This is a genomic window from Argonema antarcticum A004/B2 (assembly GCF_023333585.1).
In the GTDB taxonomy this organism is placed as follows: Bacteria; Cyanobacteriota; Cyanobacteriia; order Cyanobacteriales; family Aerosakkonemataceae; genus Argonema; species Argonema antarcticum.
Window position 1 is genome coordinate 25,289 of sequence record NZ_JAIQZN010000074.1, and the last position, 11,562, is coordinate 36,850.

At 45.5% G+C, this 11,562-nt stretch carries 13 protein-coding genes; 6 read left to right on the forward strand and 7 right to left on the reverse strand.

The features are described 5' to 3' along the window. Window positions 1-13: 13 nt before the first annotated feature. Window positions 14-727, forward strand: a complete 714-nt coding sequence (locus LAY57_RS25705) for a pirin family protein (protein WP_249069956.1) — start codon at window positions 14-16, stop codon at window positions 725-727. Between the two features lie 29 nt (window positions 728-756). Here the strand turns inward: LAY57_RS25705 and LAY57_RS35945 are convergent, their stop codons facing one another. The 4 genes from LAY57_RS35945 to LAY57_RS25720 form a co-directional block, all read right to left on the reverse strand. Beyond that, window positions 757-891: a hypothetical protein gene (locus LAY57_RS35945; protein WP_275994339.1), complete on the reverse strand. Its 135-nt coding sequence runs from the start codon at window positions 889-891 to the stop codon at window positions 757-759. A 215-nt stretch (window positions 892-1,106) separates the two neighbouring features. Then, window positions 1,107-1,706, reverse strand: coding sequence for an MBL fold metallo-hydrolase (locus LAY57_RS25710; RefSeq protein ID WP_249069957.1), 600 nt, complete (start codon window positions 1,704-1,706; stop codon window positions 1,107-1,109). Between the two features lie 54 nt (window positions 1,707-1,760). Beyond that, window positions 1,761-2,189: a DoxX family protein gene (locus LAY57_RS25715; RefSeq protein ID WP_249069959.1), complete on the reverse strand. Its 429-nt coding sequence runs from the start codon at window positions 2,187-2,189 to the stop codon at window positions 1,761-1,763. 35 nt (window positions 2,190-2,224) lie between these two features. Beyond that, on the reverse strand, window positions 2,225-3,964 hold the full coding sequence (locus LAY57_RS25720) for a purple acid phosphatase family protein (RefSeq protein WP_420839131.1): 1,740 nt from the start codon (window positions 3,962-3,964) through the stop codon (window positions 2,225-2,227). A gap of 146 nt (window positions 3,965-4,110) precedes the next feature. Here LAY57_RS25720 and LAY57_RS25725 point away from each other — a divergent pair, with 146 nt between their 5' ends. Beyond that, window positions 4,111-4,314: an RNA-binding S4 domain-containing protein gene (locus tag LAY57_RS25725; protein WP_420839130.1), complete on the forward strand. Its 204-nt coding sequence runs from the start codon at window positions 4,111-4,113 to the stop codon at window positions 4,312-4,314. Between the two features lie 132 nt (window positions 4,315-4,446). Here the strand turns inward: LAY57_RS25725 and rsgA are convergent, their stop codons facing one another. Then, window positions 4,447-5,508 (reverse strand): ribosome small subunit-dependent GTPase A, encoded by a 1,062-nt coding sequence (rsgA, locus tag LAY57_RS25730; protein ID WP_249069960.1) that lies wholly within the window; start codon window positions 5,506-5,508, stop codon window positions 4,447-4,449. Window positions 5,509-5,979: 471 nt separating this feature from the next. Between rsgA and cysK the strand changes: the two genes are divergently transcribed. After that, window positions 5,980-6,942 carry a cysteine synthase A gene (cysK, locus tag LAY57_RS25735; protein WP_249069961.1) on the forward strand — a complete coding sequence of 321 codons (963 nt, stop codon included), beginning with the start codon at window positions 5,980-5,982 and terminating at the stop codon, window positions 6,940-6,942. An 88-nt stretch (window positions 6,943-7,030) separates the two neighbouring features. Here cysK and LAY57_RS25740 read toward each other — a convergent pair whose 3' ends face one another. Then, entirely contained in the window at window positions 7,031-7,558 is a 528-nt protein-coding gene (locus tag LAY57_RS25740) for a GUN4 domain-containing protein (RefSeq protein WP_249069963.1), read from the reverse strand. A 266-nt stretch (window positions 7,559-7,824) separates the two neighbouring features. Next, window positions 7,825-8,193 (reverse strand): response regulator transcription factor, encoded by a 369-nt coding sequence (locus LAY57_RS25745; RefSeq protein WP_249069964.1) that lies wholly within the window; start codon window positions 8,191-8,193, stop codon window positions 7,825-7,827. A 333-nt stretch (window positions 8,194-8,526) separates the two neighbouring features. Here LAY57_RS25745 and LAY57_RS25750 point away from each other — a divergent pair, with 333 nt between their 5' ends. From LAY57_RS25750 to LAY57_RS25760, 3 genes are all read left to right on the forward strand, one after another. Then, the gene (locus LAY57_RS25750) at window positions 8,527-9,171 is read left to right on the forward strand and encodes a response regulator (RefSeq protein WP_249069966.1); all 645 of its coding nucleotides are present in this window, start codon (window positions 8,527-8,529) and stop codon (window positions 9,169-9,171) included. Window positions 9,172-9,514: 343 nt separating this feature from the next. Then, window positions 9,515-10,069, forward strand: a complete 555-nt coding sequence (locus LAY57_RS25755; protein WP_249069967.1) for a cysteine dioxygenase — start codon at window positions 9,515-9,517, stop codon at window positions 10,067-10,069. A 13-nt stretch (window positions 10,070-10,082) separates the two neighbouring features. Continuing rightward, window positions 10,083-11,495 carry an FAD/NAD(P)-binding protein gene (locus LAY57_RS25760; protein WP_249069968.1) on the forward strand — a complete coding sequence of 471 codons (1,413 nt, stop codon included), beginning with the start codon at window positions 10,083-10,085 and terminating at the stop codon, window positions 11,493-11,495. Window positions 11,496-11,562 lie beyond the last annotated feature (67 nt).

Here is an 11,562-nt window from a genome sequence, read left to right on the forward strand (position 1 = left end):
GGAAGCAATCGAAATGAAAAATATCCTTCACAAAGCAAATGAAAGACCGCACTTTGATATTGGATGGATTCAATATTATTCTTCCTTCGACTCCGAAAGTGAAGCTCCCCTAAAAGATCCTTTCGGAAAACTAATCAGCATTTACGACTGTATCATTCCTTCCGGCGGACAAGGATCGGGAATGCACCCTCACGAAGATATGGAAGTAATTAGTGTAGTACTCAGCGGCGTACTGTCACATCAGGATAGCAAAGGCAACTATGGAAAAATTCCTGCTGGAGGCTTGCAAGTCATGAGTGCTGGTTGTGGGATAATGCACGCTGAATTTAATGATTTAGCAGAACAAACCTGCGAAATATTGCAAATTAACATTTTACCGAAACAAAATAATCTTACGCCTACCTATCAAAATAAAGTATTTTCTAAGCCAGATATTACTACTAACCATATTACCACAATGGTATCGCCTGATGGTTCTAATAGATCTTTGAAGATTAACCAGGATGCTTATATATCTTATGGATTGTTAGAGGCGGGAACTTCTGCTAATTATCAAGTTAAACTAGCAGCAAACGGAATTTACCTTTTTTTGATAGATGGAAATATAGAAGTTGCCGGAGAGAATCTATCTAAACGAGATGCGATCGCCATCAAAAATGTTCAAGAAATAAACATTAAATCGAAAGAAAAAGCCAAAATCCTCATTTTGGAAGTTCCGATAGACTGAACTACATGAGCCCGGTCGATTAGCCATAGTTAAATATTTGGTACGTAGTTGCGCTTTAGCGCCATCTTAATCGGTACGTTGTTGCGCTTTAGCGCCCTCTTAATCGGTACGTAGTTGCGCTTTAGCGCCATCTTACTCGGTACGTAGTTGCGCTTTAGCGCCATCTTACTCCCTTCGCGCTACAACATTATGTAGGGGCATTCCCTCTCGCAGCGCTTTTGCGCTATTCATTCCGCCGATAATCCGTCACCTCACACATCAGTTTTAGCGCGGAATACTTCGCCCTTCTCAACATAGATATTCTTATGGCGCGAAGGGAGTAAAGAGCGCTAAAGCGCAACAACATACCTGGGAAATGCCCACCTACTTAACCTAACAATTAAAGTGCAGCTGCAAGTTCTTTCAACTGCTGAGTTCCATCCCGAAAAACTGACCACCCATCTCCTACCAGCACAGTTTCAATGCCGCCCAGAGAAGCCAACCTATGCAGGGACGCTACAGCCTCTGCCCGATTTTTTAGTTTCGCATCCGGCAAAATCATCAAACTTCCTGCCCGATGCGCCCTTACCAAATCGCCAGTAATTAAAGTAGTTTCTTCTAAAATCAAAGCTAACTCACCCGGAGTTTTCGAGCCATGCAGTTCAATAACTTTCAATCCCGGCACCAATTCCTCACCGTCAGATAACCAACGCTGACAGGGAATAGGGAAAGTTTCTTTTTCCGCAGTAGGAGCTGCTATCTTAGCACCAGTGAGTTGAGCGATATCTTTTGTTGCGCGTATATGATCGGAGTTGGTAATAACAATCCAGGCAGCACCGCCCAAAGAAGTGAGGCGATCGCGATCGTGATTTGATAAAGGTAAGGGATCTATCAGGATATTACCTTCAGGACGAATCCACGCAACGCTATTGAAATCTACGTTGCGATCGGTATCAAAAGATGACCAAGTATATAGATCGGGGCGATGGAGTGATTTCATCGAAATTGCTGAGATAGTTGGCTAGCTAATTTGACAATACCACTGTTGTTCCGCTCAAGTATTAAAATTTTCGCTTTTAGCAACGAAACTAGATGTTTCTCGTTGCTGTTCTGGCGGTCTGGTAAACCACCAAGCCCAGGCAATTAAAACTGCTTGAAAGGGAAGTCTCCCCCAGTATAGTAATTGATTGTGCGGAATACCTTCAATCGCAATATTATTGACCGCCTGGTTGATATTTGCCGGAAAAACTGCGATAAAAAGCGCAATCAATCCCCATGCAGCAGCACGACTTACGAACGGAATTAGTAACCCAACTCCACCCAGAATCTCAAAGAAGCCGCTAATGTAAACCAACTCCAAGGGATAGGGAAGTTGCGGCGGCACGATTTTTACAAAGGGATCGGGCCTTACAAAATGCAGCACGCCTATTGTCACCATAAATATCGAGAGGATGACGCGCAAAATTCCTTTCCACCTATTCACGTTGCTGCTGTTCTGGTTCATGTTATAAAGAAGGATTAAGTTGACTGTTTCAATTTAAATTCATCAAACTTGATAACTCCTCCCCCTTTGGCAATATCAAAGCGGTAACTGCTAACCGTACCAGTTCCCGTATCGAAAATACTGAAAACAGTGAGATCGTTGCTGGCAATATAAGGCATTGGCTGACCGTTTTCATCTATCAATGGATCGATTGTTGGCACTACTGGTTCGAGTCCATTCGGATCGCCAGTTGCAACATAATCTTCCTTATAGCCGATGGGAATATTATTGCGCTGTTTATCGCCGATAAAAGCACCGTAAGAATTACCCACATTCGAGCTTTCTAAAAAGTGCATTCCGCTGTCGCTAATAAATCGATTCCACAAATGGGAATGTCCGTAAAAAACCAGTTGGACGTTAGCAGCTTCTAGGAGGGGTATGACATCGCGGATGATGTAATCTTCTTGTTTTGGGTACTCATAGCGGATGGATTTAATATTGCGATCGATTACTTGCACTGGGTCGGTATAAGCAGGAACAATGTTTTCACCCAGTGTATGAGGTGGGTGATGGAACATTACGACTTTGTACTTAGCTTTTTTAAATTCCGGGCTATTGAGTTCTTGTTCTAGCCAATTATACTGAGTGCTGCCTTTTTTAATGGGCTCAAAGATGTGCTGTCCGTATCCCCACTCCGTTGGGTTGTGGAAATCTCCTTCAGATTCGCGATATTTTCCTTTAACATTCGCCGCCAGACTAGGCGATCGCCAAATACTGGTGACGTATGCTACCACCAACCGCACATCCCCAAAGGTAAGTGCATAATATTTTTTACCCCCGGTCGAACTGGAGGGTAGCGTAAAAATTTCTTCGTATGTATCGGTATTAAAAGAATTATTTTTCAGCCAAGTTTGTCGCACTTTTGGGTCATTATTTGGATTCAATTCCTGAGCATTTTGGGCGTAAATTTGTTCGGCTGCTACCAGGGGAAATGGATCGCTAAACTGAGACTTGAGATCGGTTTCCATTGAGAAGCGACCCATCACTTCATGGTTGCCAAGGGCTGGAAAAAGTGGGGCGTGTTGAATAAGCTGCCCGCCTGTGTAAACGGTTTTGATGTCGTTTTTGTTAATTTCGTGGCTTGCACGACCCTGTAGACAAGGGAAAAAGGCAACTCCACGACGATCGTCAAACCACTCAGAAGCGCGATCGGGAACATTTACCAAGTCACCAACGGCGAAAACCGCATCCACCCGTTGCACCGTCTCGGCTACCTTTTGCAAATTTGCAGGCGTCATCGGCATCAGTTGGTGGTCAGATGTGAGTAAAATTTTCAGAGGCGTTCCTGCTGGTGGCGAACTAGCAAGGGTGAAAACATCGCTGCTGACTGTTTGACCATCTGACCGCACGCTGGTAACCTGATAAGGAACTCGTTTACCTGGAGTTAATCCGGTGACTTCCGCTTCGTGTCGCCAGATATCGCGTGTTGTGGTTTTTTGATAAATTTCGCCATCTTCGGTTTGTTTACCTACTTTTGAGTTCCGATCTTCGCGAGTCCGACTTAGCTTAATGGTAGTTGCGACAGCAGTATGATTTAAGTCCTCACCGTAGTTAACGGTATGGCGGGAACCAGCAAATTCGGTAAACCAAACAACCCGCACTCCTGTTTCGGTGGGAAGTTGCAAAAATGGATCGGTTAGCAGCTGGGGTGAAGAGGACATAAATAGCGGATTGGATACGGATACGTTTATTAAGATAAACGAAATTATGACCATAAACACAGCACCTAAGCTGGCTTTGAGTTTTTTGTTTAGATAGCTTATCGTTGTGCGGAAATAATTAAAGTTTGTCATAATTAAAGTGAAATGGTGAAAATAAGTCGATAGTCTTCCATATTCGGAAAGGAGTAAATCCAGGATTTATGATGACAAATGAAACGATTAAGCTCGACCAGTTTTTAAAGTTCGTAGGTATAGCGCCGACGGGTGGACAAGCTAAACTGCTGATTGAAGATGGTAGGGTCAAAGTTAACGGTATGACTGAAACCCGGCGCGGACGGAAATTGGTGTCAGGCGATCGCGTGACGGCGTTTGGACAAACGTATCAAGTCAGGTTGAACGGTTAAAGCTTCTAAGCGGTGTAGGGTGGGTTGCAACGTACCCTACGAGGAGAAGTAATTGGAAGGGCGAAGCACTTGCGAATTATGTTATTGCTAATACCCAAAATTTCGGCGCAAGTGCTTCGCCCCTACCTTTAGCTAACCTTTGGGATTGTTTCTCATGGCTTTATGAATCTTTTTCCATTTTTCCTTCTCACTTAAATACGCTTTTTGGTCTTGTTTTCGCGCCATGTATTTAAGCTCATTTTGGAGTTTTTGATAGTTTTGGAAGCGTCGCTCATCAAGGGTGCCATCTAAGAGAGCTTTTTGCACTGCACAACCCGGTTCTTTTTCGTGTTGGCAGTTACGGAAGCGACATTGGTTTGCTAGGGTATTGATGTCGGTAAATGTTTCCTGAAAACCATCATTTCCATTCCAAATTTGAATTTCTCGCATTCCCGGAGTATCAATTAACAAACCGCCAGAAGGCAAGATAATTAATTCTCGATGTGTTGTAGTGTGCCTACCTCGACTATCTGTTTGGCGTACTGATTGAACTGCTTGAATGTTTTCTTCAGCTAATTGATTAACGATTGTGGATTTTCCAACTCCAGAAGATCCCACTAATGCTACAGTCTGTCCAATACCGAGATAAGGAATCAAGGCTTCGATGCCTTGATTTGCGATCGCACTCAGGACAATAATCGGGACTCCACAGGCTATTGCTTCTACTTCAAGTCCGATCTCCTCAACATTATCGCATAAATCGGCCTTGTTCAAAATGATGACTGGATTAGCACCACTTTCCCAAACCAAAATCAAATAGCGCTCGATTCTCCTGATATTGAAATCTCCATCTAACCCTGAAACCAAAAATACCCTATCGATGTTGGTGGCAATTATTTGCTCATCTGTTTTTGCACCAGCTATTTTTCGAGAAAATTTGCTTTTTCTCGGCAATATCTCATGAATTGCGGCTCTTTCTTCATCGTTGATGATCCTAATTACTACCCAATCTCCTACTGCTGGAAAATCTGTGCGTCCCCCTGCCCGGTGGCGCATTTTCCCGGTTACTTCTGCCGAGATTTCTCCAAATTCAGTGTAGAGAATATAAGTGTTTTTCTGTTCTTGGACGACTCGACCAACAGTATATCCTTGTCGAGAATAGCTGTCAAAGTTTTTGGCAAAAAAACTATTCCAGCCCAATAACTCTAAATTCATTGAAGTTTCCTCGATGTGTGCATATAGTTGCCAAAACGCTCACAGAGGAATTGCGTAAATTAAGATCGCGCATCACGATGATTGAATCAAAAACTCTGTGAGGTTGCTGTGTTGTGTATGAAGGGTGATAGCAGTCTTAATGGCGACAATCTCTGTCATAATTCTTACTCCTTGATGTTAGTCAATCGATTTTAGTCAACAATTTGCCGATCGGGTTTATTGTAACATTATACTACATCAAAAGCAAGCTGTGCAAAATATTGACTTTTGTAATGAGTTAAGGTATAGATGACTTGAAAATCCGTATATTAATCAGAATAGAGTCCCATATAGGAATATCCCACAGCCAGATCTAAAAAGCGATATGAAATACATAAACCCCATCGGGGAACCGTAGTATAGTTAAGATGTTGGCCTTTAGACGATCGCATCTGCATAGAACTGTACATTTAGCTTTTAAGGAGTCGAAAAATGCGAATTGCTCAGGATATCACCGAATTGGTTGGCCATACGCCTTTAGTTCAACTCAATCGGGTTCCCCAGTCGGAAGGATGTTTGGCGAGAATTGTTGTGAAATTGGAAGGGATGAACCCAGCGGCTTCGGTGAAAGACCGCATCGGTGTAAGTATGATTCAAGCAGCTGAGGAAGCTGGACTGATTGAGCCCGGTAAAACTGTTTTAGTCGAACCCACTTCTGGCAACACAGGTATTGCTTTGGCGATGGTGGCAGCTGCCAAAGGCTACAACTTGATTTTGACTATGCCGGAAACTATGAGCCTGGAACGGCAGAATATGCTCAAAGCCTACGGTGCCAAACTGGAACTGACGCCGGGGTCGGAAGGCATGAGAGGGGCGATTAAGCGTGCCGAAGAAATTACAGCTACAACTGCCAATGCCTTTATGCCGCAACAGTTTAGCAACCCAGCCAATCCTCAAATCCACCGGGAGACAACAGCCGAAGAAATATGGACTGATACCGATGGACAAGTGGATATTTTGGTATCTGGAGTTGGTACTGGTGGTACGCTTACGGGGGTAGCTGAGGTAATCAAGAAGCGAAAACCCAGTTTTCAGGTAGTTGCGGTGGAACCTCTCAGCAGTCCGGTTATTTCTGGAGGTCACGCTGGATCTCATAAGATTCAAGGGATTGGTGCTGGGTTTATCCCGGAAGTTTTGCGAGTAGAGCTGATTGACGAAGTTATCACCGTTGCGGATGAGGAGGCGATTTACTACGGTCGCCGACTGGCTAGGGAAGAGGGGTTGCTGTCGGGTATTTCGTCTGGGGCGGCTTTAGCTGCGGCGATTCGGGTTGGTAAACGTGCAGAGAATGCAAGTCGTTTGATTGTGATGGTGCAACCGAGTTATGGCGAACGCTATCTGAGTACGCCGCTGTTCAAGGATTTGGAACTGTTTGAAAGCGCTGCTCTCAATTAAGTGTCGGGACTTACGCATTTCCACAAACGCTCTAATGGGATGCGTTTGTCCTAACAACTTTCACCAGATAGAAATCGATTTTGGATTGTCAGAGGTTACAAATATCCAAGCGTGTATAAAAATTGTCTGCACTCCGCGACCATAGCCCCCAGACTAAAGATGCCACCCACGCACCGCAACCGGGGAGGTGGCCTGTGGGGGCATCGCTACTATAATTGAGCGATGAGATGCTCAACCATTCTCCTTTGACGCGCCAACCGACGATATCGCCCATTTTTTCCCAATCTTTTCCCATTTCTTCATAATAGATGCGCTTTTGCACGCTAAAGCCGAAGCGCCCTTTTGAGTACTCGACCCAAAGGCGATCGACTGTGCGTAGGTCAGCGCAGGATAATTTGCTCATCCCATCCTCATTTAGCCAGCCTTCGTGTTCCCGTCCGGCAACCTTGAGCATGACCGATCGCGTTTCATCATCAGCCTCTTTCAACTTGCCAGCTGCCAGCAAGTCACGCAAGCGAGTGTAGTTAGCATCAACATCCAACAATTGCATTGCCCACCAAAAAAACCTTGTGCCTGTAAGAATTGTAGCTGTTGTCAGCCTTTCGGCATTGGGCATTGGGCATGGGAAATGCCCGCAACCGCTGACCAATTACTTAATGACCAATGACTAATGACTAATGACTAATGACTTAATGACTAATGACAACACAAAGAAAAATGGTAGGGGGTAGCTGGGTAAAATTTCAACCCATTTATCTACCACCTACCACACCTTGAGCTACCTAAAATCGCGCAACCACAAACAATTGTCGTTCTTCCAGCGGTTGCGAAAATCTTCAAAGGAATTAAACAGCAGCGGATGCGTGCTATACCTAAAGCATCCTAATTGTCAGCGATCAGCCGTTCAATTGCCTCCATCAGTTCTGTTTGCTTAAACGGTTTACCAAGGTAAGCATCTGCACCGACCTTCAGCCCCCAATAGCGATCGGCTTCTGTAGTTTTTGCCGAACACATAATGACTGGGATGTCCTGCGTCTTTGGTGTTTTCTTAATGCGACGGCAGACCTCGTAACCATTCATTTGAGGTAAGAGAACATCCAGTAGTACCACATCGGGCGAAGAATCAAGTATCCGCTCTAAGGCTTCTACGCCATTTCGGGCGATTGTTACTTGAAAGTCTTTGCCTTCAAGGAACTCTGTCATCATCTGCCGTTGTGTGGCGCTGTCTTCTACAACTAGAATTGTACCCATATAAGTTTGTTTTCTGTTATAGAATCAGTTTGTTTCTCATAGCTCCATCTTAGAATTAGTATAGAGAGGCTACATGAGGCGCAAGTCCTGAATCGATCTGGGACTTTAGTCCTAGAGCGGCTTGGGATTCGTGATTTGGCTTCGCCGGATCGCAACAACCTCGTTTGTTGGTTGTCTAAAACCTTGTGATTAGCTCTCTGACGGCAGCTCGTACATATCTTGTACTGATTCTTCTGCTTCTAGAGTTAGTTTTGCCGATCGTCAATGTTTTGAGCGAAACCTTGACATTCTCATTGCCAATGGTGTATAAGTTTTTAATTCCCGGTTCCGATTATGATTCGTATTTTGTTAGTTGACGATCAGAGCCTGATCCGTCGGGGGTTAAGCGAATTGCTAAGGTATGAGGATTCCATTGAGGTAGTGGGAGAGGCGGATAACGGCAAAGCTGCTATTTCTCAAGTGGAACTGTTGCAACCGGATGTCGTACTTATGGATATTCGGATGCCTGTGATGGATGGGGTGGCGGCGACTAGGGAAATTTGCCAGCGTTTTCCGCAGACGAAGGTACTGGTGTTGACTATTGATGACGATGATGAGTATGTAGCCAAAGCGTTGCGTTACGGAGCTGCTGGGTATTTGCTTAAGGATACGCCACCGGAAGAGATCGCCCAGGCTATTCGAGTGGTATATAAGGGCTATACTCATTTAGGGCCGGGTTTGGCTAAGAAGATTATGGCACAACTGCCTACGAAATCTCCCAGCCCTCCGCCTGGTTGGAGTGAACTAACGCCGAGAGAGCAGGAAATTTTAAAGTTGATTGCGACTGGTGCAAGCAACCGGGAGATTGCACAAACGCTTTACATTTCTGAGAAGACGGTGAAAAACCATGTCACGAGTATTTTACATCGGTTGAATTTACGCGATCGCACTCAGGTGGCTATTTTTGCTAATTCTTTTCTGCCTTCCCCAGCTAATTAAGCTTTTGGTGGATGATGGGTATTTGAGCAGAGTAGGGAGAGGGGGAGAGGGGGAGAGGGGGAGAGGGGGAGAGGGGGAGAGTGGGAGAGTGGGAGAGTGGGAGAGGAGAAAAGAAAGAAAAATGTTCTTAAGTGAACAAAAGCATAGCAACTCCGAAAGAGGCAGGATATAACGCACCGTCTATGTAGTGGAATGGTGCAATTAAGCTTAGATACATTATATAAAGTCAGTGAATCTGCGGTTGACAAATTTCACTCGCCGAAATTAGGTTGTGTAGCAGCGAATTCAATTCGCTTGCTTTTTGAGAAGCATACTATGAACAATATCTAACATCGGTGGTGGTATGTCCGTAAATCTGTTGACTAAACGGCTCACTCTCGACGACTTCATTTTGGAGATGATGCGTATAGCACCGCAGGATCTCAACTTGGAGCAGCTGCAAGATTTAGTGGCACAGCTAGACTTGAACGATACCCTACTCAGACAACATATTACGTTTTCCGACAAGACTTATGCGCGAAAGCTGCTTTGTCGGACATCTCGGTTTGATATGTTGGTGCTGAGCTGGCATCCAGGTCAGTTTACCACAATTCACGATCATGCGGGAGCTTTGAACGTGACTCGCGTTAGAAGCGGTACGCTGACAGCACGGCTGTTTGAAGTTTACGATAAAAGGTCATCGACGGAACAACTGGTGCGAGTTGAGTCCCAGGAACAGCTGGTCAGGGGTGAGTTAGCATCGGTCGATCGCGATCGCATTCACCAGCTGGCGAATACCTCGGATGAAAAGCTCGTTACCCTGCACGTCTACGCGCACCCGCTTAGCAGTATCAATGTATACTGTCCTAATTCCGGTCAGGTCGATCGCGTTGCACTCCAATATACCCTAGAACAGTAATTGATAGAAATCCTTGACTAAAAATAACTTGCCGATCGCAATTGCTATTATTGGAGGTGGCTTCAGCGGGTCGATTGTTGCCGCTCATCTGCTCAGAAATGCCACTTTTCCCCTCAACATTAAACTGATCGAACGCAGACCCACTTTCGGACGGGGAGTAGCTTATGGAACTAAGTATGGTTGCCATTTACTTAACGTTCCTGCTGCTAAAATGAGCGCTTTTCCCGACGATCCCGAACACTTTCTGCGTTGGGTACAAAAAGAAGCACAAAGTCGGGGTAACCTGATGCTATCGATCGTAAAGCCAGACACTTTTGTGCCTCGCAAGATTTACGGCGAATACATTCAAGCTGTCTTGGATGAGGCGGAAGCTGCTGCAAAAGAGAATGTGCAACTAGAGCGGATCAAAAACGAAGCTGTATCAATTTCACCAGATGCCAATGGTGCAACTGTGTCCTTAAGCACTGGTCAAACGCTACGAGCAGAAAAGGTTGTTCTCGCTTTGGGAAATTTCCCGCCTACCGATCCTGCCATTCAGGATAGATCTTTTTATACCAGTTTGCGCTACGTAAGCTACCCTTGGTCTCCTCATGCGCTTACCGACATCGACCCGAAGGATGCCGTTTTGCTGATCGGATCGGGGTTGACGATGCTGGATTTGGCTGTAGCTTTGAAAGAGCAAGGTCACGCAGGTGCGATTCATGTAGTTTCGCGTCACGGGCTGCTGCCTTATCCCCACAAGTTTACCACGCCTTACCCAGCTTTTCTCAGCGTTGAAGGAGCGCCGAAAACTATTCGGAGTTTAGTTCGCTTGGTGCGTGAGGAAGTCAAGAATGCGATCGCTCGCGGTTATGACTGGCGTGCTGTGCTAGACTCGCTGCGTCCTCTCACTCAGCAACTGTGGCAACAACTGCCTCTAGAGGAACAGCGACGCTTTCTACGCCACGTTCGCATTTACTGGGAAGTGCATCGTCACCGCGTTTCGCCGGGAGTTGCCGATATAGTGGCGGATATGCTGCACTCAGAGCAAATGGTAGTTCATGCAGGTCGCATTCAAGCTTACGATGAAGATGATGAGGCGGTAGATGTGGCGATTCGCAAGCGGCATACTACAGACCTTGAGGTAGTGCGAGTGGCGCGGGTAATTAACAGCACTGGTACGGAGTGCGATTATCGAAAATTTGGACATCCGCTCATCCAAAATTTGCGATCGCACGGTTTCATTCGTTCTGATGCTTTGGCGATCGGTTTGGATGTTTCCCCCAATGGTGCTTTACTGGATGTTGATGGTGTAGTTTCCCAAATTTTATATACTCTGGGGCCACCTCGACAAGGACGCCTTTGGGAGACTACTGCTGTTCCCGAAATTCGGGTGCAAGCTCAAGAGTTAGCGCGAGAGTTATTGCGATCGAGGAATTATAGCTAGGGACTAGGGGCTAGGGGCTAGGGGCTAGGGAAGAGGGAAGAGGGAAAAGCTTACTCCGTAAGGGATT

Coding starts and splice junctions, on each gene's coding strand:
- LAY57_RS35945 (WP_275994339.1), bottom strand. CDS start 891: ATGGCGCTAAAGCGCAACTACGTACCGAGTAAGATGGCGCTAAAGCGC.
- rsgA (WP_249069960.1), bottom strand. CDS start 5,508: ATGAATTTAGAGTTATTGGGCTGGAATAGTTTTTTTGCCAAAAACTTT.
- LAY57_RS25705 (WP_249069956.1), top strand. CDS start 14: ATGAAAAATATCCTTCACAAAGCAAATGAAAGACCGCACTTTGATATT.
- LAY57_RS25710 (WP_249069957.1), bottom strand. CDS start 1,706: ATGAAATCACTCCATCGCCCCGATCTATATACTTGGTCATCTTTTGAT.
- LAY57_RS25750 (WP_249069966.1), top strand. CDS start 8,527: ATGATTCGTATTTTGTTAGTTGACGATCAGAGCCTGATCCGTCGGGGG.
- cysK (WP_249069961.1), top strand. CDS start 5,980: ATGCGAATTGCTCAGGATATCACCGAATTGGTTGGCCATACGCCTTTA.
- LAY57_RS25755 (WP_249069967.1), top strand. CDS start 9,515: ATGTCCGTAAATCTGTTGACTAAACGGCTCACTCTCGACGACTTCATT.
- LAY57_RS25720 (WP_420839131.1), bottom strand. CDS start 3,964: ATGGTCATAATTTCGTTTATCTTAATAAACGTATCCGTATCCAATCCG.
- LAY57_RS25725 (WP_420839130.1), top strand. CDS start 4,111: ATGATGACAAATGAAACGATTAAGCTCGACCAGTTTTTAAAGTTCGTA.
- LAY57_RS25740 (WP_249069963.1), bottom strand. CDS start 7,558: ATGCCCAATGCCGAAAGGCTGACAACAGCTACAATTCTTACAGGCACA.
- LAY57_RS25745 (WP_249069964.1), bottom strand. CDS start 8,193: ATGGGTACAATTCTAGTTGTAGAAGACAGCGCCACACAACGGCAGATG.